This is a genomic window from Mycobacterium sp., from assembly GCF_035633495.1.
Taxonomy (GTDB): domain Bacteria; phylum Actinomycetota; class Actinomycetes; order Mycobacteriales; family Mycobacteriaceae; genus Mycobacterium.
The window spans coordinates 11939-31292 of the sequence record NZ_DASQEU010000173.1; the positions used below are offsets into that span (position 1 = coordinate 11939).

Consider the following 19354-nt stretch of genomic DNA (forward strand, 5'->3'; position numbering starts at 1 on the left):
GGGGCGAAAAGAGCTTCCGAACGATCAGCGCGGTCGACCCTCGTCAGGTGGATTGAGGCGGGTGGTCGTGGCGGCACCGTCGTCGTAGTCACCCGCGCCGCCGAGCGAATTCATCATGGCCAGCGTGTATCGCTGACCCGTTCCGGCGAAGCCGACTGAGTTGGTGACCCATCCGCCCTGCTCCAAAGACCACCCGTCCTTGTTGCCGGGAGCCATCGCGGGGCCCGCGCCCCAAACCCCCCACTGCTGGTTGGGGGCGACGTTCTGCAGCTCGTACACGATGGCGGAGGTCTGGGCGGGGTCGAGCCTGGTCAGTACGTAGTTGATGAGTCGGTCGAGGTCGTTCGCCGTCGACTTCTGGAATCCCAAGTACGGGTAGATGCTGGCGAACCCCTTCTGCGGTTGGAGATCCGTCATGCCGTAGCGCGGGAAGTCGGTGTTGAACCCCATGTGATCGGGGCCGCCGAAGCGCGACCACAAGGCGTCGGCGGCGTCGTCGTTCGACGAGTGCATCATCGCGGCCATGTGGGCTTGGTCCGAGTCCGTCAGTGAGATCGCGCCTGCTCGGGCACGCGTCAAGAGGTCGACGACCATCGCCAGTTTGATCGTGGACGCCGTCCACACCAGATCGCCGGCGTGCGCGTTGCGATACGTCGCGCCGGTCGCGCGATCCCGGAGCACGTAACCGACCGAACCGGGGCGGGTGGCGAGATAGGCGTCCGCCGCAGCGACGCGTGCCTGGAGATCGTCCGCGACTGCAGTCGGTGGCGTCGTCAATCCTGCGCATCCGAGGACGATCACCGCGGCGGCGACCAGAGGCCATTTCATCCGAACACCTTCGCATTAGGGTGGGGGTTTCAAGAATCGAAGGAGGACGGCGTGGGCCTCGTCGCGGGAATCGACTCGTCCACCCAGTCGTGCAAGGTCGTGATCTGCGACGCCGAAACCGGTGACACCGTGCGCTCGGGTTCGGCGCCGCATCCCGGCGGCACCGAGGTCGACCCGGCCGCATGGTGGGCAGCGCTCGGCGACGCTGCGGCTGCGGCCGGCGGTCTCGACGACGTCGCCGCCGTCTCGGTGGGCGCCCAGCAGCATGGCATGGTCTGCCTCGACGCGGCAGGCGACACCGTGCGAGATGCGCTGCTGTGGAACGACACTCGGTCGAGCGGCGCCGCTGCGGCGTTGATCGAGGAGCTCGGCGGGCCTGCGGAATGGTCGGCCCGTGTTGGAGTGGTTCCCGTCGCGTCGATCACCGCGGCGAAACTGCGCTGGCTGGCCGACAACGAACCCGAGAACGCCGACGCGACCGCCGCCGTCTGCCTGCCGCATGACTGGCTGACGTGGCGGCTGAGCGGCTCGACCGACGTCGCCGACATCCGCACCGACCGCAGCGACGCCAGCGGTACCGGTTACTTCGCCGCCGAGGACAGCAGCTATCAGCCCGACCTCCTCGAGCTGGCCATGCGCGGGCGTCGTCCGACGGTGCCGCCGGTCCTCGGACCGTGCGACGCCGCCGGTCGGACCACGACCGGGGCCGTGCTCGGACCCGGGGCGGGGGACAACGCCGCTGCGGCCCTCGGCCTCGGGGTCGGCCCCGGGGACTGCGTCGTCTCGCTGGGGACTTCCGGAGTGGTCAGCGCGGTCGGCGATTCCGCTCCGCACGACGCCGCTGGGCTGGTCGCCGGGTTCGCCGACGCCACGGGGCGTCAGCTGCCACTGGTGTGCACGCTCAACGGCGCACCCGTCCTGGCCGCGGTGGCGAGGATGCTCGGCGTGGACTTCGACGAGTTCGACCGGCTCGCACTGTCCGCGCCCCCTGGTGCCGACGGGTTGACCCTGGTGCCGTACTTCGACGGCGAGCGGTCACCCAACCTGCCTGACGCGGCGGGAGCGCTGCACGGTGTCACGACCCGAAACCTGCAGCCTGCCAACGTTGCCCGCGCCGCGGTCGAAGGCCTGCTCGCCTCGATCGAGTTCTGCGTCGAGCAGATTGCCCGTCAGGGCATCGAGCTCGGACGCGTGATCATGGTGGGCGGAGGTGCACGATCGGAGGCCGTTCGCCGCGTCGCCCCCGCAGTCCTCGGCAAGCCCGTCCACGTGCCGACGCCCGGGGAGTACGTCGCGCTGGGCGCAGCCCGGCAGGCTGCCTGGACCCTGTCTCAAGCGGCGACGCCCCCGCCGTGGACGTACGGCGTGACGGCGTCCTACACCGCCGAGCCGACGCCCGAGGTGCTCGATCGCTATCGGGCAGCGCAACCGCTGACGCTGGGGCAGCACCGAGTCTGACGCGTTCGCATGGCCTTGGTTCCGACCCCTACGTCCGTGGCAGGACCGCGTCCGCCTCGCCACCGTCCACGACCGCGCGGGCGAGTTCGGCCAGCCGACGACGAGTGTCCCGCGCGTGCGCACGCAATGAGGTGAACGCTTCGTCCATGTCGAGCTTCCTCGCTCGGCGAGCACGCACTTGGCCTGCTCGATGACCAACCTGGTGTTCAATGCGGTCTGCAACTGCGCGGTGAGAACGGCGGAATGGGACAACACTCTTTCGTGCAAGATGCCAATCGTCGCGATGTCGGCAAGGGCCTGGGCGATGCCGACGTCATGGGGAGACAACGGCTCTGATTCTTTAACCGCGCTACTTCTGTTGACTACGGGCTTCCGCTCCGCTTTCCCCGGCGTCGAAATCGTCGTCGCTGCTTGAGCGGCCGACATAGCTACCGTCACCTTGGCCGTGTTTTCCTTCGCGGGCACCCGCGACCTTCGGATCGGCTTCGGCGTCCGATTCTGCCTCTACATCGCCATTGGTCATATTGGCCCTTCCCGTCGGTCGCGCTGCGCTGATGGGAACGACTTACCCACCACCGCAGGAACCAACCACGTCGCCGGCGTTCGGTCGCGGCCAGCTGTGTTGAGGTAGAGCGGCTCCCCGAGGGCGCAAGCCGTCCAGGATGAGGCGTAGCGGTGGCCAGTTCGCGCGCCCACAACGGGTCGCGGCGTACGCCGTCATGATGATGGCCGGCTCGGCGATCCGCAGGACCGTAACGCCGTCGCGGACGGGTCGGTTGAGCGGCAGCAAGCCGACACCGTACCCGGCGAGGATGAGATCCTCGACCAGATCGAGACTGTCGATCTGATGCGCGATGTGGGGTGCGAACCCCGTCAGCGCGGCCAGCGTACGCACCGCGTCTTCATCGGCGGTGTTGCGGGAGTTGACGATCCATGCAGCGTGGGCGTAATCGTGCAGATCGGCGGAGTCGGCGTCGGTATCGCCGACGCGAACGCCGAGTCCCCAAGGAGTCGACCACAACGGCATGGTGTCCAGCGCTGGGTCCGGCGACGCGGGCGCCAGGTTGTAGTCGTATACGAGGGCTAGGTCGAGATCGTCGTCGACGAGCAGGCGAAATGCTTCGGCGGGCTCGTACTCGCTGATGATCACGTCGACCCGAGGGTGGCTCGAGGCCAGTTGCGCGAGGACGGGGAGCAGCGACACCCGGATGCCGGTGGCGAACCCGCCGACGCGGATCGTGCCCGCAGGCTCCGCATCGGGATCGAGGTCGAGGCGCGCCGTATCGACGGCAGCGAGGATGGTCACGGCGTGGTCGGCCAGCCGACGACCTGCGGGTGTCAGGCGGACGCGCCGGCCCTCGGGTTCGATGAGCGCCACCCCGGCGTCCTTGGCGAGCGCAGCGATCTGTTGGGACACCGTCGAGGTGGTGAGGTGGTGCGCTTCGGCGACTGCACGCATCGATCCAAGGCGGGACAGCGCGAGCAACAGCTGCAGTCGCCGGGTGTCCACGCGGCCATTGTCCGCCATGCGACGATTCCGGAATGACCGCACGCCCGGCACACTTCACGCACATCGCCGAGGACCCGCCCTCGTCGGGCTGGCGGCGTGGGCCCTCGACGGTCGGCACGGTGACGACGGGTTCATGCCTGCGTGGCTCACCGTCGACCTGTTCAAGGCCGCACGAGGGATGCCGACGGTGGTCTCCACGCGTCTCGTCCGCGACGGCAGGCGGGTGCGCAACTCCGAGTGCGAGCTCGTTCAGGACGGTCGTCCGGTGGTCCGCGCCACATTGGTGCAATACCGCCGCTCATCGGCGCCGAAGGGCGAAGAGTGGCGCTCCGCAATGGATTTTCCCCGTCCGGACGTCGACGACACGCGCTATACGCGCATCGGGAGTGACAAGGGGCTGGTCCGACGCGATCGCCGACACCAGAACGCGTCGCGCAAGCGCTTCATGAACAGGTCCGTCGACGTCGTCGCGGGTCAGCGCAACGGACCGTTCGTCGACGCGGCCATGGTCGCAGAGGGCACCAGTCTGGTGACCAATCTCGGAAGTGCCGGGGTCGGATACATCAACGGCGATCTCACCGTCGGGTTCGCGCGCCTCCCGTGCGACGAGTGGATCGGGGTTCAGGCCGACTCCCACTGGGCGCAGGACGGGATCGCCGTGGGCACGGCCACCCTGTTCGACAGCGTCGGGCCCTTCGGGTCGGGCATGGTTACCGCCGTAAGCAACCCCGCCGCACAGATCGACTTCACCGACGACCCGTTCCCGTCGCGGACGCGCTGACGCCTCGACCATTCGCAATGTGTGAACGGTATGTCCTGAAATATCACGTGGACGCGAACGGTAGTGGTGCCATTCAATGCAATGGTGACCATGAACCAGGCCCGCACCGGGGTTTCGATGGCGACGGCGTCGATGCTGTGCGTGCAGGTCGGTCTGGCGCTGTCTCTTGGCCTCATCGACCGGATCGGCGTCGAGGGAGTCGCGTGGTTGAGGCTGGCGTGGGCTGGCGTGCTGCTGCTGATCATCGTTCGACCGCGCCCGTCGGCGTTCACCAGGATCATGTTTCTGACGTGCGTGGTCCTCGGCGTCGTCACCGCGGCAGTCACCCTTCTCTTCATGGCCGCCGTTGCCCGGATTCCGTTGGGTACGGCCAGCGCCTTGGAGTTTCTCGGCCCCCTGGGCGTCGCGGTCATCCAGGGCAGGGGCAGGAATCGGTTCGTCTGGCCGGCGCTGGCCGCCGCCGGTGTCGTGCTGTTGACCCAGCCGTGGGCGGACGCCATTGATCTAATCGGCGTGCTGTACGCGTTGGCCGCCGCCGTCTGCTGGGGCAGCTACATTCTGCTGACCCAACGGGTCGGGGATGGAGTCGAGGGCGTGAACGGATTGGCGGTGTCGATGGGCGTGGCCGCCGTGTTCTCCACCCTCGTCGTCGGATCTTCCGTGCTCCCGCGTGTCACGCCCGAAACATTGCTACTGGGAATCGGTCTCGCCATTCTCCTGCCGGTGATCCCGTTCACCTTGGAGTTGATGGCCCTCCGCAGGCTGACCACGGCGTCGTTCGGAACCCTCATGAGCCTCGAACCCGCCTTCGCCATGGCGGTCGGTTTCGTGATGCTGTCGCAGACACCGGGGGGAGCGGGTGTGGTCGGCATCTGCCTCGTCGTCATCGCGGGGATCGGCGCCGCGCGCGCCGGCGCCAGAACACCGATCCGCGTCGACGTCATTTGAGTAGCTATCCTCGGGAGGATGGCACGGGGATTCTCCGACAATGCATTCGTCCGGTTGGTCAACAAGCTGGCGGTTGCATCGATGGACCTGCCTTTGATTGGCAGGTTGGTGCGGCGCGGACTTGTCACCATCCGCTACGTCGGTCGTCGCTCGGGCCAGACCTTCGAGATCCCGGTCGGGTACCGCCGCTCCGGTCAATCGATCATCATCGCCGTCGGGATGCCCGATGCGAAGGAATGGTGGCGAAACTTCCTCCGCGGGGGAGGTCCGATCACGCTGGTCGGACTGGACGGACGGGACCGCACGGGACACGCCGTCGCCCACCGCGACGAGCGTGGCCGGGTCTCCGTCACGGTCCAGCTCGACGCATCCTGATCTGAGTCCCGTGAAGTAGCCGGCGCCCGGTCGCACCAGCGACACGCCGACGAGTGTCAGCAACCCATTTCGATCCAGGCAGCTACGTGCGGATCGCGACGCTTCCGCGCATGGAAGCCACTGGCCAGTTCTTCCACCCTGACCATTGCCGAACCGAGTGCAGTACCTGAACTGTTCGCCGCTTACCACGAGGGCGCCGTCAAGAGTTACGCACGGTTCGGGGTCGGGGATGCGCTCGACGGCGATCCTGCGCACTGCGCAAGCGACACCGCTCTGTTCTGGGCGATGACCGATATCGCGGGACGCGTCGTCGGAGGTGTCAGGACCAAGGGTCCGCTGACGTCTCCCGACGAATCGCACGCCGTCGTCGAATGGAAGGGCTGGGCCGGCGAGTCCGTGGTCCGCAGCATGATCGCCGACCGCATCCCTGCGGTGTGGTCGAGATGAAGGCGGCGTGGCTGGCAGCCGACGATTCAAACAACCGACACAGGGCAAAGCTGATCGCCCGCAGCGGATTTCACGCCATGGCACCTTTCGGCGTTGACTACTTCATGGCGACGTCCGCGGCCCACGTCCTCGAACAATGGCGTTCCTCGGGCGGGGTGGTCGCTCCCATCCCCGCGACGCCCTATCCGGACGAGCGGTACCAGACCAAGATGATGTGGTGGGATCGCCGGACGTTCACGGTTCACGGCGAGCCTGAGCAAGTCGATTCGATCGTCGTCGAGATGGCCCGGATTAACCATGGGCGGCAACGGGTTGGGGACCACCCTCGCTCACTCTGCGGACCCGATCCCCGCACGCTCTCGCCGCGATTGAGGGCGGCTCAGGCGTCGATTCGCTTGCGGCGGTAAAGCGTTCCGATGCCGACGAGCAACAAACTGATCAGCAGGATCGCGGTGGCAAGGACGTTGATCTGAGGCGGGACGGCTGCCTTGACGGCGGCGTTCACGTACAGGGGATACGTCACCGTCGAGCCGCTGACGAAGTAGGTGATGATGAAGTCGTCGAGGGAGAGGGCGAACGACAACATCGCGGCGGCGACGATGCCGGGAACGATGAGCGGCAGTGTCACCTTGAAGAATGTGCGGATGGGGCTGGCCCCGAGATCCATGGACGCATCCTCGAGCGTCCAGTCGAACCCACGGACGCGGGCACGGACCGTCATCGCGATGAAGCTGACCTCGAACGCGATGTGTGCGATCAGGATCGTGACGTAACCGGTCGCCCACCCGAAGTCGAGGAAAAGCACCAGCAGCGACGCGCCCATCACCACCTCGGGCGCGGTCAGCGGCAGGACGAGGAACGTGTCGATCGCCTTGCTGCCCCGAAACCGTTGGCGCACCAGCGCGATGGCCACCAGTGTGCCGAGCACCAGAGCGATGGCCGTGGAGACTGCCGCAACATTGATGCTCAACTTCAGCGCGTCGGTGAGCGCGGGGTACTTGAACGGGTTCAACCAGTTGTCGAACGTGAAGCCCTGCCAGCTGTAGTTGAACTTGCCCGCCGGGTGGTTGAACGAGAACAGGATGATGACGAAGATCGGGAGGAAGAGGTAGAGCAGCACCAGTCCGGCGACGACGCGCAAGGTGACGTCGCCAAAGTTGAAGCGGCGCAGGCTACGACGTGGCCTGGGCGCCTCGGTCTTCTCCACGGCGTCGACGATCAGAGGTCCCGCGGGAAGCGTCATACCAAGTCCTCCGTACCGAGCGCCTTCGTGTACAGCAGCACGCCGACCAGAATGAAAGCCATAAGCACGAAGCTCAGCGCAGCCGCCGCCGGGTAGTCCTTGACCACCAGGAACTGTTTCTGAATGACGTTGCCGATCATCGTCGTCTGTGTGCTACCCAGATAGTCGGCATTGATGAAATCGCCTGCCGCCGGAATGAATACGAGCAGGCTGCCCGCGAGGACGCCGGGCATCGACAGCGGCAGGATCACCTTGCCGAAGGAACGAGCGTTGCTCGAGTACAGGTCCCGCGAGGCCTCCAACAGGCGCGGGTCGATCTTCTCCAGGCTCACGTACAGCGGCAGAATCATGAAGATGATCCAGTTGTAGGTCAGGCCGCCGATCACGGCCCAACTGGTCGAGAGCAGCCGGCCCTCACTGGGTAGCAATCCGACGCCGCCGAGCGCGCTCACCACCCATCCGTCGTCGGCGAGGATCGTCTTCCATGCCAAGGTCCGGATGAGAAAGGTCACGAAGAACGGCAGGATGACCAGGCCGAGGATGAGGTTCTTGTACCTCCCAGCCTTGAATGCGATCACGTACGCCAGCGGGTAGGCCAACGCGATGCACGCCACCGTGGCGATCAACGCGTAGGTGAACGACCGGATGATCTGGTCCTGATACGCCGTGAATGCGTGACTGTAATTCGCGAAGTTCCACGAGAACGACAGCGTCGGAAGGAAGACCGAGCCGCTCATCGACGACAACGACGTACGGATGAGAGACCAGAACGGCACCACGAAGAACAGCGCGAGGTATGCGAGCGCCGGCAGGACCATCAGATACGGAGCGATCTTGCTCCGCTGGCGACTACTACTGGCTACACCTGCCATCGCCGACCCTCAGCCGCCGGTGACGGCTGCGTACAGCGTGTTGTATTCCTGGGTCTGCTCGTCGGTGAGCGGCGCCCAGCCCTTGACCATGTCCAGCGTCGACTTCGGCGGGTTCACCAGCGGGTTGGCCGCGAGCTCCGGGTCGATCTTGTTGAGTTCGTCGGTCATGTCCGACAACACCGGCACGTACTGGACGAACGCCACGAGCTTCGCGTAGTTCGCCCGGTCGTAGACGTAGTTGATCCACGCCTCGGCCGCGTTCTGGTTCTGCGTGGTGTACGGGATCACCATGGTGTCGACGAAGGTAGTACCGCCGGACTCCGGAACGACGAATACGAGGTCGGGGTTGTCGGCCTGCAACTGCACCACGTCACCGGAGTAGGCCTGCGCGATGGCGATGTTGCCCGCCGCGAGGTCATCGGCGTAGTCATTGCCGGTGAACCTGCGGATCTGGCCCTTGTCCTTCTGCTCCTTGACCAGGTCGACGGCCTTCTTGATGGCGTCCGAGTTCGGCTCGGCAGGCGATGCGCCCTGCGACATCATGATCATGCCGAGCGCGTCCTGGGAGTCGCTGAACAAGCTGACCTTGCCCTTGAACGCGGGATCCCACATGTCGTCGATGGTCTTGATGTCGCGCCCGGTGGCCGCCTTGTTGTATGCGATGCCGACGAGACCGGACATGTAGGGAGCGCTGAACTTGCGGCCCGGGTCGACGCTCGCCTCGAGTAGATCGCTTCGCAGATTGCCCTTGTTGGACCAGCCGGCGTCGCTGATCTCGTTGAGCCAGCCGAGTTGCTGGATGCGCGAGGCCATGAAGGTGGTGGGAACCACCAGGTCGGCGCCGATGTCCTGCTTGCGCGACAACGGCTCCTTCACCTTGGCGAACCACTGCTCGTTGTCGTTGAAGTCCTCCTTGTAGTCCACGGTCAGACCGCTCGCCTGCTGGAACGCGGCGACGAATCCGTCGGCCATGTAGAGCGGCCAATTGGAGACGCGCAGCGTGCCAGTGGCCGGGCCTTCGGTGACTGACGGTCCCGCTGACTCGGGCGTACTGGACGAACTGCATGCGGCGAGGAACGACCCGCCCAGCCCTAGCGCGGCCGCCGCGGCGGCGCCGCCCCCGAGGAATCGTCGCCGCGAGGTGCGCGACGACGTGATCCGGGACATCAGGCGGGGGTCGATCTCGTTCGCCATGGAGGTGCCTTTCGTGGTTCTGCTGAGGTTGTCGGAAAGAATGGGGTTCGGTCGACCGCTACGGCTCCGGGGGAGCGTCGAACATCTCCTCCAAGTCCTCGGTGGTGGGAATGTCGGCGGCCGGAAGGACCAGCGAGGCGTCGGGTGCCCACGCGACGTGGACCTGGTCACCGGGCCGTAGGAGGGGGAGATTCTGTTCAGACCCGACGTGCGCGACGATCGGAGAGCCGTCGGGCGCGTCCATCGACAGGCGCACCACCGGACCCTGGAACGTCAGATCCGTGACGGTCGCGGACACCGTTGCGACGTCGCCGCCGGGCCGATCGATCGACACCCGGACGCGTTCGGGTCGCACCATCAGCGTGGCGTGTCCACCGGATTCGATGGCGGTGTCGCCCGGCTTGGCCCGCAGCGTCGTGCCCAGCACCGAAAGCTCGGCGAGGTCACCGTCCATCCGGTTCTGTCGGCCCGGCCATAGATTCGCCTGCCCGATGAAGCTTGCGACGAAGACCGTGGACGGCCGGTCATAGATCTCGGTCGGGGTGCCGATCTGTTCGACGTTTCCTGCGTTCATGACCGCGATGCGGTCACTCATCGTGAGCGCTTCCTCCTGATCGTGGGTCACGTAGATGAACGTGATCCCGACCTCGCGCTGAATGCGCTTGAGTTCGAACTGCATGGCATGGCGCAACTTGAGGTCCAGGGCGCCGAGGGGCTCGTCGAGAAGAAGAGCGCTCGGGTAGTTCACCAGCGCCCTGGCCAGCGCTACGCGTTGCTGCTGCCCACCGGAGAGCTGTGCCGGCCTGCGCTTCGCGAAGTCGGTCAGGCGGACGATCTCGAGGAGGTCGTCCACTCGCTTCTTGACCTCGCCCTTGGCGATCTTCTTGCTGCGCGGACCGTATGCCACGTTGTCCCACACGTTCATGTGGGGAAACAGGGCGTAGTGCTGAAATACCGTGTTGACGTTGCGCTTGTGCGGGGAAACCGTCGAGACGTCGACGCCCTCGAGGCGGATCGCTCCCTCCGTCGGAGTCTCGAAGCCCGCGATCATCCGTAGCGTGGTCGTCTTCCCGCATCCCGAGGGGCCCAGCATCGAGAAGAACTCGCCAGAGGCAATGGCGAAGTCGGCGTCCGCGACGGCGACGTAGTCGTCGAACCGCTTCGTCACGTGGTCGATCTCGATGACCGGTTTGCCCGGCTCGCGAGTGACCGCGCCTTCTCCCGTTGCGCTCTCGACGGCAGTGCCGTGTGTGCCGCTCAGGACGACCTCCCTGGTTCTCGGCACGAAGTGCGGGTCGCCCTGTAGCGAATCTTGGCCCGGTCCAGCCCCGTGCGCTGTGGCTAAACCTTCGCCGATGTAGGCGACCTTCGCAAGCGATTCCGCAACGAATTTACATTTCGACAATGGAATCCCTCGCTCCGGAGGTTGCTACGACGCCGATTCCGCTTGCGAGGGCCAGCGTTGAAAAGTGACCGACCACGACCATGATCGAATGAACGCATGACACAGGAGGCCACGGCACCGGGGGCACCGGGGGCGCCGCACAGTTCGCTCACCGCGTCACCATTCAGTGGGAAGACACCGAACGGCGTCGGTGACCTGTCGGTCGAGACCCATGGCATTGCACCGGTTCCCGGCGACCGGCGGTACGGCACTCCGCGCCGGCTGTTCACGGTCTGGTTCGCCCCGCAGGTCAACATGACCGGTGTCTTCACCGGCGCACTGGCGATCGTGCTGGGGCTGGGCTTCTGGCTGGGCCTGCTCGCGATGATCATCGGGACGCTTCTCGGGTCGCTCGTGGTCGGCTACCTGTCGACGTGGGGTCCGCGGACTGGCACAGCCCAGCTGCCCAGCTCCCGCATGGCGTTCGGTGGTGGCGTCGTTCTTCCTGCGGCACTGCAGTGGTTGTCGTCGATCGCCTGGGACGCGCTGGTCGGCTTGTTCGGTGGAGAGGCGCTGGCGCTGTTGCTCGGCATCCCGTTCTGGGCCGCCGTTCTGATCGTTCTCGGCGTCCAGGGTGTCGTCGGCTTCTTCGGCTACGAGGTCATCCACCGTCTGCAGGCGGTGCTGACCGTCGTGCTGCTCGTGACGTTCGTCGTGTTCGCAGTCAAGCTCGTCGGCGGGCACGACATCGTGACCCCGCCGGTCGCGCAGGGTCCCGACCTGATCGGGGCCTTCGTGCTCGAGGTGACGATCTCACTCAGCTTGGCGGTGTCGTGGGCGAGCTATGCCTCCGACTTCAGCCGGTACCTGCCTGCGCGGTCGTCGCGACTGAGCGTGTTCGGATACACGTTCGCCGGGATCTTCGTCGCCTACGTATTCGTGCAGGGGATCGGCATCGCGGCAGGCGAGCTGGTCGCGGAGCAGACGGCCGAGGGTGTGCGATCAGTGATGGGTGGCGGCTTCCTCGGCGGACTGGCGCTGTTGATCATCGCGCTGGCCTCCGTCGGCTCGGGAGTGATGAACGACTACAGCGGATCGCTGGCACTGCAGACTCTCGGCGTTCGGGTCCGCAGACCGTTGTCGTCGGTCGTCGTGACGGTGATGGCGTTCGGCCTCATCCTCTGGCTGCACTCCGCCGACACCGCGGCACGCTTCCAAAACGTCCTGCTCTTCGTCAGCTACTGGATTCCGGCGTTCGTGGCGATCGTGTCCGTGGACTGGTGGCTGCGCCGGCGGGGGCGCGACACCATCGATCCCGCGCGCGAGCACACCGTCCGCGCAGACGCCGTCGCTGCGCTGCTGACCTTCGTGGTGGCGTACGCCGTGGCGGTGCCGTTCATGGACACCTCGATCTTCGTCGGGGCCATCGCCGAGAAGTGGCACGGCGCCGACGTCGCGTACTTCGTCAACTTCCTGGTGGCGCTGGCGCTATACGGCGGTTACCGCGCGGTGCGGTCGCGGCGCTGACCGTCCGTGCCCTGGAAATTCGGGTGCATCGGTCATGCGTCACGCTAACCTGAAGGCCGTCAATCCGTTTGAGCGGAAGCGCCCCAGGGTGGGTTCCGGTACCGAAAGGAGTTCGCATGCGCGCACTCACCCTCGCCACGACTGCCGGTGCCGCTGCAGCCACTGCCGTGCTCGGCGGTCTCGCGACCGGGCCAGCCGTTCAGTCCAACTGGTACCAGAAATTGCGCAAGCCCAGTTTCCAACCGCCGAGACAGGCCTTCCCGATCGTGTGGCCTCTGCTCTACGCCGACATCGCCGTGGTCTCGGCTGCCACCATCGACGAGCTGGACGCGCGGGGTGACAAGCCGGCGGCCCGGACGTTCTCCGGTCTGCTCGCGCTGAACCTCCTGCTCAACGGCAGCTGGTCGTGGCTGTTCTTCAACCGTCGCCAACTCGGTGCGTCGGCGATCCTGGCGGGTGCGCTCGCCGTCAGCAGCGCTGACCTCACTCGGCGTGCGGTTCAGGTGAAAGGGGCTCCAGCGAGGGCACTCTGGCCCTACCCGCTTTGGTGCACGTTCGCGACGGTGCTGTCGAGCCGCATCTGGTGGCTCAACCGCTGAGGGATGAGCTGAGGCGTTTCATGGCCAAGTCGACCGATAACGAGGGTGACGACGGCGAGGAGGAACGCCAGCGCCTCGCCGACCAGGTTCTCGGCTGGGCCGAGGACGCGATCTACTGGGGGATCGCCGTAGTCCTGGTGTTCGGATCCGCGGCGCTGCTCGTTGCTCAGTTCAACACGCTGCTGAGGCTGCGGAACACGTCTGCCTCCACCCTGATGCTAGAACTGCTCGACGGCTTGCTCCTCATCTTCATTTTCGTGGAGTTGCTCTACGCCGTTCGGGTGTGTCTGCGCTCGCATGAGATCGTCATCGAGCCCTTCCTGGTCGTGGGAATCTTGTCCGCCATCAAGGAGATCGTCGTGCTGTCGGTGGAGGCCGCGAAGCTGTTGGAGGAGGGCCCCGAGTTCTCCCGCGCGGTCGTCGAGATCGGCGTGCTCGGCGGCGTGGTGCTGGCGCTGGCCGTCGCCGCGTTCGTTCTCCGGGCGCGCGGCAGCGACACCCACGACCGCTCGGACGAGTGACCGCGTCACCGCACGGTCGCGAAGAACGCCCTGACGTCGTCGACCCAGAGTTCGGGTTGTTCGAAAGCCGCGAAGTGGCCTCCGCGCGGCATGGTGGTCCAGTGGGTGATGTTGTAGTTGGCTTCGCACCACGCGCGTGGCGGGCGACTGATCTCCTTGGGAAATGACGCCACGCCCGTCGGTAGCTCGACGCGGCCGCCGGACCCGACGGCCGCCATGCTCTCCCAGTACAGGCGGGCGGACGACGCGCCGGTCGCCGTCACCCAGTAGAGCGTCACGTTGTCGAGCAGTTCGTCGCGGGTGAGCGCGTTCTCGGGGTGGCCGTCGCAGTCGGTCCACGACCAGAACTTCTCGATGATCCAGGCGAGTTGTGCGGCAGGCGAATCCACCAACCCGTAGCCCAGCGTCTGCGGCCGGGTGGCCTGCTGCTTGAAGTAGCCCGAATCGACGTCCCGGTAGTACGTCAGCGCTTCGAGTGCCGCCTTCTCCTCGTCGGTCGGGTTCTCCCTCGCACTGGCCGGTGGCCTGCCGATCGGCATGTTCGTGTGGATTCCGACGCAGCGGCCGACGTTTCGTCCGATGTCGGTCGTCACGGCCGCACCCCAGTCGCCACCCTGCGCCCCGTACCGGTCGTAGCCGAGCCGCACCATCAGCGTGTCCCAAGCCCGCGCGATCCTCTCGGTGTTCCACCCCGTCGCGGTGGGCTTTCCGGAGAATCCGTAACCCGGCAGCGACGGGCACACCACGTGGAATGCGTCCTGCGCGCTGCCGCCGTGAGCGGTGGGGTCGGTGAGCGGTGCGATGACCTTCTGGAACTCCACGATCGAGCCCGGCCACCCATGCGTGATGACGAGGGCAAGGGCATCGGGATGGTGGGAACGCTGATGTATGAAGTGGATTGGCAGACCGTCGATCTCGGTGGTGAACTGGTCGAAACGATTCAGCGCCGCTTCACGCGGGCGCCAGTCGTAGTCGTTGCCCCAGTACGTCGCGAGTTCGCGGGTGTACGCCAGTGGGATGCCTTGGCTCCAGTCGTCCACGCATTCTGCTTCTGGCCACCGGGTGTCGGCCAGCCGGCGGCGAAGGTCGGCCAGCACGTCGTCGGGCACGGCAATGCGAAAGGGCTCAACGGTCGTCATGGTCGGCCATTCTCGTCCTCGCGGTCGCGGGGGATCGACACCTGGGTGGCTTCGGCCCGTCCGCGCAGGACCGTCGACCCGTGTGTGGCCCACTGCCCGCGTTCGGCGTCGTCGGCGCGGGAGATGGCCGCACCGGAGGCCATGGCCCTGCCGGGGATGGTCTTGGCGGAGTCGGCAAGGCGCGCTGCCTCGTTGACGGGATCGCCGATCACCGTGTACTCGTAACGGTTCTCGGCACCGAATGTTTCCTGCGAAGACGGGCCCGGCCGAAACTCCGATGCCGAAGTCGACGACGGGCAGCCTGCGAAGGTCCGCAGAAAGGGCGCGGGCGGTGGCGAGTGCCGCGGTGGCCGCGCCGTCACTGCCGAAGACGACCAGCGCCGCATCACCCTGAAACTGGTTGATCACACCTGCGTTGTCGTCCACTGCGGGCACGACGATCTGAAAGAAGTCGTTCAGAATGTCGGACACCTCCGGCGGGCTGAAGGTGGCGGCCAACGTGGTGGAGCCCGCGAGGTCGATGAAGAGGATCGCCACCTCGCGAACCTCACCAGTTAGGGAGTCGTCGCCCTCCATGGCCAGCCGCACCACGGCGTGACCGACGTGTCGGCCGAACAGGTCGCGGATGCGGTCGCGCTCCGCGAGACCCTTCACCATGCTGTTGAATCCACGCTGCAGCCTGCCGATTTCGGACTGCTCGTACACGTCGATGGTGCGTCCGATACGGCCCTGCTCGACTTCGGCCATGCCGTCGACCACGTCTCGGACGGGATCGGCAATCGAGCGCGCCACCAGGATGAGCGCGCGCAGGCCGAGCAGAACTGAGACCACCGACAACACGACGATGGGAACGTCCAGCGAGGCGGTCGCGGGATGAACCACCCGTTGGTCTTGAACACGATGAGCGCGACGATCGCGGCAATTGGCACGGCGCTGTTGGAACAGCCACATCATCACCAGTCGGCTGGCGATGCCCGGCGCCGTGACGCGGCTGTCCACGTCGTTGCCGGTGGCCGCCGCGACGATCGGCCGGGAGATGCGTTGCGTGAACAGCAGGCTGGTGCTGACCGTCGACATGCCGCCGAGGAGGACCGCGACGCCGATCAGGATGGCGGGGCCCGCCCCGGCGCTCAGGTTGACCAGGATGAGTGCGGCCCCGCCGGCGCCCCACGTGGCGAGGAGCAGAGCTGTTTGACGGCGCACGATGGTGCCCGCGCCGCGTCGCTGTCCCGCGTCGGGTTCGGCTCTTGCCACGAACCAGCGCAACGACGGTGTGATGTTCAAGTAACCGCCCACCCCCGCGGCCACGGTGCCTGCAACCACGAGCGTAGCGCAGCGCGAGCGGTGTCGTCGACGTCCGACGTGGCTCACCTGCTTCGTCGTGCGGCATGTGGGCGCCGTTCCCGTTCCTGGTTGCTCGGGACGCCAACGCCGACGCCCGTCACCGCTTCGGTGCGTTTACGCAGTCGTTCGGCGCTAACGGCGAGGAAGTCGAGGATGACGGCCAGTTCCGTGTCTGAGTAACGCTGCCACACCTGCGCCGATGACCGTTGCCATGACGCGAAGAACTCGTTGTCGGTGAGTTCGTCCACGTCGGCGTGCAGGAGCACGCGTCGCCGGTCGTCGGGGTCGGGTTCGCGCCGCAGGAATCCCCTGGCGACGAGACGGTCGATGAGGTTGGTGACGGACGCGGCCGCCAAACCCGTGGCACGGCCCAGGTCTCCGGCGCTCATCGGGCCGATCCGGTGGAGCGCTCCAAGTGCCTTGTAGTCGGTGGGATGTAGGCCGATGAGGGCAGCCAGGGTCGAGTGGAACAGGACGGTGGCATCGCTGTGTTCGCGCCCGACGCGACGGAGCTGCGCGAGAAGCTCTGTCCGCGAGGCGTTTTCGCTCACGCGGCGACCACCAGCGCGACGAGGGTCGCGGCGCAGGTGACGGCGTCGAGGGGGAGTCGCAGCAGGCTGCGTCTCGACCAGCGCACCGCGGCGCCTCGGTCGATGGTCGCGGGGTCCGCCTTCTCGAACGCGGTGGCCTTGGGGATGAAGTCGACGACGGACCAGATCCTGGTGGCCGCGTGACTTGCCACCGCGACGAGTAGGGCGGTGCGGACCGGGGGATGGCTCCAGCTCGTGACGACCGCAGCGATCAGCGCTACTTCGAACGCCGCGTGCGCGGGAATCCAGAATCTGCGGCGGGAGAGGCCGCCGTTTCGCGGCTGGACGATCGCCGGCCGGTGGGGCCAGACCGGATCGAGGACGCGGTATTCGTACAGACCGCCGCCGAGCCGCGCGCATGCGAGGAATACGACGACAGCGAGTAGGGCGATGGCCGGCGTCGACACGCCACCGAGTATTACGGTGCACCGTAATATGCGTCAAGTCGTCGTGATCCGGTTGGGTTGCTTGGACGGGTGGCGACAGGCTGTGTACAGTCGTTCACCGAATACTGACGTCGTTGCCACGTGCGACCAGCGCGGCCAGCTACGTGCGGGATGAAACCGCCGAAAGGACCACTCGCATGACGTTTTCCCTCGAGCTCTCCGACGACGTGATCGAGGTTCGAGACTGGGTACACGACTTCGCTGAGAAGGTCGTCAGGCCCGCGGCGGCCGAGTGGGACGAGCGCGAGGAGACGCCGTGGCCCATCATCCAGGAGGCCGCCAAGGTCGGCCTCTACTCGGTGGAGCTCTTCGCCACGCAGGCCGCCGAGCCGACCGGGTTGGGCATGCTCACGGTGTTCGAGGAGATGTTCTGGGGTGACGCAGGCATCGCCCTGTCGATCCTGGGCACCGGGCTCGCCGCTGCGTCACTGGCGGCGACCGGAACACCCGAACAACTAGGGGAGTGGCTGCCCCAGATGTTCGGCACCGTCGACGAGCCGCTGCTCGCATCCTTCTGCGCGTCGGAGCCGGGGGCCGGCTCGGACGTGTCGGCCATCATCACCCGTGCGCGGTATGACGAGGCGACGGACGAATGGATCATCAACGGCACCAAGACGTGGGCCACCAACGGCGGCATCGCCAACGTCCACATCGTCGTCGCGTCGGTTCATCCCGAGTTGGGATCCCGCGGTCAGGCGACGTTCATCATTCCGCCTGGCACGAAGGCTTTCAGTCAGGGACAGAAGTTCAAGAAACACGGCATCCGCGCCTCCCACACCGCCGAGGTCGTGCTCGACGACGTCCGCATTCCCGGCAATTTGATCATCGGGGGCAGGGAGAAGTTCGACGATCGGATTGCCAGGGCGCGCGAGGGCAAGAGTTCCGCGGGCCAAGCCGCGATGAAGACCTTCGAGCGGACCCGCCCGACAGTCGGCGCGATGGCGCTGGGTGTCGCACGCGCGGCGTACGAATACGCCCTGGAGTACGCGCAGCAGCGCGAGCAGTTCGGTCGCAAGATCGGCGACTTTCAAGCAATCGCGTTCAAGCTTGCCGACATGAAGACCAGGATCGACGCCGCGAGATTGCTGGTATGGCGAGCCGGCTGGATGGCGCGCAACGACAAGCCGTTCATCAACGCCGAGGGTTCGATGGCCAAGCTCGCGGCCAGCGAGACCGCCGTCTACGTCACCGACGAGGCCATCCAGATCCTCGGTGGTAACGGCTACACCCGCGACTATCCCGTCGAGCGCATGCACCGCGACGCGAAGATCTTCACGATCTTCGAGGGCACCAGCGAGATTCAGCGTCTGGTGATGGCCAGGGCGATCACCGGGCTGCCGCTCAAGTAGTCGCTCGCCGTCCGGCCGCTGGTCGCTACAGCACTAGGAGCCAGATCGCGGCGTAGTGGCAGATGGCCGCGGCAGCGGTGAACGCGTGGAAGAACTCGTGGTAGCCGAAGGTCTGCGGCCACGGGTTGGGCCAGCGCACCCCGTAGAGCACCGCTCCGATGTTGTAGAGCACTCCACCGGCGATCAAGAGTCCGACGACGACGACGCCACCGCCGGCCAGGAGGGTCGGCGCGAACCAGATGGCGGCGTAACCCAGGGTGAGATACAGCGGTACGCCGACCGACCGCGGCGAGGACGGCCAGAACATCTTGAGTGCCACGCCCGCCGCCGCGCCGCAGTAGACGATGGTCAGCACCTGCATCCCGGTGCTGGGCGGCATGGCCAGGAGCAGGAAGGGTGTATAGCTCCCCGCGATGAAGATGAAGATCATCGAGTGGTCGGCCCGCTTCATCCACTTCCGGGTGGCGGGGCTCTTCCAGTGCACGCGGTGATAGACCGCGCTGACGCTGAACATGCCGACGATGGTCGCCGTGTAGATCAGGGTGGCCAGGCCCGCGTTCGGCGACGCGACCAGCCAGGCGACCGGCACGAGCACCCCTCCGGCCACGATGGCGCCGATGGCGCAGACCACGTGAATGAGGCCGCGGGCGCGCGGCGCGTGAAAGAAGTCGGTGACCGTGTCCGCGAGAACCTGGGGCAGGTCGTCGTCGCCGCGCAGGATCTCCGGCGTCTCTTCGACAGCCGCTCGTTCTGACTCGGCGGATCCGGTGATCGTGCCGCTCACGTCGAAACCGATCTG

21 protein-coding genes and 1 pseudogene are annotated in these 19354 nt (G+C 66.4%); 10 read left to right on the plus strand and 12 right to left on the minus strand.

The window, feature by feature from the left end; all coding sequences use genetic code 11:
- Positions 1 to 24: 24 nt before the first annotated feature.
- Positions 25 to 828, minus strand: a complete 804-nt coding sequence (locus VET27_RS25245; protein ID WP_526522598.1) for a tat pathway signal sequence — start codon at positions 826 to 828, stop codon at positions 25 to 27.
- A 51-nt stretch (positions 829 to 879) separates the two neighbouring features.
- Between VET27_RS25245 and VET27_RS25250 the strand changes: the two genes are divergently transcribed.
- Positions 880 to 2286: a xylulokinase gene (locus VET27_RS25250; RefSeq protein WP_526522600.1), complete on the plus strand. Its 1407-nt coding sequence runs from the start codon at positions 880 to 882 to the stop codon at positions 2284 to 2286.
- A 28-nt stretch (positions 2287 to 2314) separates the two neighbouring features.
- Here the strand turns inward: VET27_RS25250 and VET27_RS25255 are convergent, their stop codons facing one another.
- Positions 2315 to 2434, minus strand: coding sequence for an ANTAR domain-containing protein (locus tag VET27_RS25255; RefSeq protein ID WP_526522602.1), 120 nt, complete (start codon positions 2432 to 2434; stop codon positions 2315 to 2317).
- Between the two features lie 42 nt (positions 2435 to 2476).
- Here VET27_RS25255 and VET27_RS25260 point away from each other — a divergent pair, with 42 nt between their 5' ends.
- Positions 2477 to 2701, plus strand: a complete 225-nt coding sequence (locus tag VET27_RS25260) for a hypothetical protein (protein WP_526522635.1) — start codon at positions 2477 to 2479, stop codon at positions 2699 to 2701.
- 150 nt (positions 2702 to 2851) lie between these two features.
- On the opposite strand, the gene VET27_RS25265 is transcribed toward VET27_RS25260, so the two are convergent.
- Positions 2852 to 3796, minus strand: a complete 945-nt coding sequence (locus VET27_RS25265; protein WP_526522603.1) for a LysR family transcriptional regulator — start codon at positions 3794 to 3796, stop codon at positions 2852 to 2854.
- A gap of 16 nt (positions 3797 to 3812) precedes the next feature.
- Here VET27_RS25265 and VET27_RS25270 point away from each other — a divergent pair, with 16 nt between their 5' ends.
- From VET27_RS25270 to VET27_RS25285, 4 genes are all read left to right on the plus strand, one after another.
- Positions 3813 to 4577 carry an acyl-CoA thioesterase domain-containing protein gene (locus VET27_RS25270; RefSeq protein ID WP_526522626.1) on the plus strand — a complete coding sequence of 255 codons (765 nt, stop codon included), beginning with the start codon at positions 3813 to 3815 and terminating at the stop codon, positions 4575 to 4577.
- A gap of 81 nt (positions 4578 to 4658) precedes the next feature.
- Complete coding sequence (locus tag VET27_RS25275) at positions 4659 to 5525, plus strand: EamA family transporter (protein WP_526522628.1); 867 nt, start codon at positions 4659 to 4661, stop codon at positions 5523 to 5525.
- Between the two features lie 18 nt (positions 5526 to 5543).
- Complete coding sequence (locus VET27_RS25280) at positions 5544 to 5900, plus strand: hypothetical protein (RefSeq protein ID WP_526522605.1); 357 nt, start codon at positions 5544 to 5546, stop codon at positions 5898 to 5900.
- Positions 5901 to 6185: 285 nt separating this feature from the next.
- Positions 6186 to 6347: a hypothetical protein gene (locus VET27_RS25285; RefSeq protein WP_526522607.1), complete on the plus strand. Its 162-nt coding sequence runs from the start codon at positions 6186 to 6188 to the stop codon at positions 6345 to 6347.
- Positions 6348 to 6726: 379 nt separating this feature from the next.
- On the opposite strand, the gene VET27_RS25290 is transcribed toward VET27_RS25285, so the two are convergent.
- From VET27_RS25290 to VET27_RS25305, 4 genes are read right to left on the minus strand one after another with little or no spacing between them, the layout of a single operon-like run.
- A complete protein-coding gene (locus VET27_RS25290) occupies positions 6727 to 7590 on the minus strand; it encodes an ABC transporter permease (RefSeq protein WP_526522609.1) in 864 nt (287 codons plus the stop codon).
- Positions 7587 to 8462, minus strand: a complete 876-nt coding sequence (locus VET27_RS25295; RefSeq protein WP_526522611.1) for an ABC transporter permease — start codon at positions 8460 to 8462, stop codon at positions 7587 to 7589. The genes VET27_RS25290 and VET27_RS25295 overlap by 4 nt, the downstream gene beginning before the upstream one ends.
- 9 nt (positions 8463 to 8471) lie before the next feature.
- Positions 8472 to 9656 (minus strand): polyamine ABC transporter substrate-binding protein, encoded by a 1185-nt coding sequence (locus VET27_RS25300; RefSeq protein WP_526522613.1) that lies wholly within the window; start codon positions 9654 to 9656, stop codon positions 8472 to 8474.
- Between the two features lie 58 nt (positions 9657 to 9714).
- On the minus strand, positions 9715 to 10824 hold the full coding sequence (locus VET27_RS25305; RefSeq protein ID WP_526522630.1) for an ABC transporter ATP-binding protein: 1110 nt from the start codon (positions 10822 to 10824) through the stop codon (positions 9715 to 9717).
- 333 nt (positions 10825 to 11157) lie between these two features.
- Between VET27_RS25305 and VET27_RS25310 the strand changes: the two genes are divergently transcribed.
- The 3 genes from VET27_RS25310 to VET27_RS25320 all read left to right on the plus strand — a co-directional run bounded on the left by VET27_RS25310 (position 11158) and on the right by VET27_RS25320 (position 13687).
- Entirely contained in the window at positions 11158 to 12567 is a 1410-nt protein-coding gene (locus VET27_RS25310) for a purine-cytosine permease family protein (RefSeq protein ID WP_526522615.1), read from the plus strand.
- A gap of 116 nt (positions 12568 to 12683) precedes the next feature.
- Positions 12684 to 13166 carry a TspO/MBR family protein gene (locus VET27_RS25315; protein WP_526522616.1) on the plus strand — a complete coding sequence of 161 codons (483 nt, stop codon included), beginning with the start codon at positions 12684 to 12686 and terminating at the stop codon, positions 13164 to 13166.
- A 20-nt stretch (positions 13167 to 13186) separates the two neighbouring features.
- Complete coding sequence (locus VET27_RS25320; RefSeq protein WP_526522618.1) at positions 13187 to 13687, plus strand: phosphate-starvation-inducible PsiE family protein; 501 nt, start codon at positions 13187 to 13189, stop codon at positions 13685 to 13687.
- 5 nt (positions 13688 to 13692) lie between these two features.
- Here VET27_RS25320 and VET27_RS25325 read toward each other — a convergent pair whose 3' ends face one another.
- The 4 genes and pseudogenes from VET27_RS25325 to VET27_RS25340 form a co-directional block, all read right to left on the minus strand.
- Positions 13693 to 14826, minus strand: a complete 1134-nt coding sequence (locus tag VET27_RS25325; RefSeq protein WP_526522632.1) for an alpha/beta fold hydrolase — start codon at positions 14824 to 14826, stop codon at positions 13693 to 13695.
- A 702-nt stretch (positions 14827 to 15528) separates the two neighbouring features.
- Positions 15529 to 15903, minus strand: a pseudogene (locus tag VET27_RS25330) (adenylate/guanylate cyclase domain-containing protein); the annotation flags it as partial.
- Between the two features lie 290 nt (positions 15904 to 16193).
- Positions 16194 to 16721 carry a MarR family winged helix-turn-helix transcriptional regulator gene (locus VET27_RS25335; RefSeq protein WP_526522620.1) on the minus strand — a complete coding sequence of 176 codons (528 nt, stop codon included), beginning with the start codon at positions 16719 to 16721 and terminating at the stop codon, positions 16194 to 16196.
- Positions 16718 to 17167, minus strand: coding sequence for a hypothetical protein (locus tag VET27_RS25340; RefSeq protein ID WP_526522622.1), 450 nt, complete (start codon positions 17165 to 17167; stop codon positions 16718 to 16720). The genes VET27_RS25335 and VET27_RS25340 overlap by 4 nt, the downstream gene beginning before the upstream one ends.
- 176 nt (positions 17168 to 17343) lie before the next feature.
- Between VET27_RS25340 and VET27_RS25345 the strand changes: the two genes are divergently transcribed.
- A complete protein-coding gene (locus tag VET27_RS25345) occupies positions 17344 to 18555 on the plus strand; it encodes an acyl-CoA dehydrogenase family protein (protein WP_526522624.1) in 1212 nt (403 codons plus the stop codon).
- Positions 18556 to 18580: 25 nt separating this feature from the next.
- Here VET27_RS25345 and trhA read toward each other — a convergent pair whose 3' ends face one another.
- A complete protein-coding gene (gene trhA, locus VET27_RS25350) occupies positions 18581 to 19327 on the minus strand; it encodes a PAQR family membrane homeostasis protein TrhA (RefSeq protein ID WP_526522633.1) in 747 nt (248 codons plus the stop codon).
- Positions 19328 to 19354: the final 27 nt, after the last annotated feature.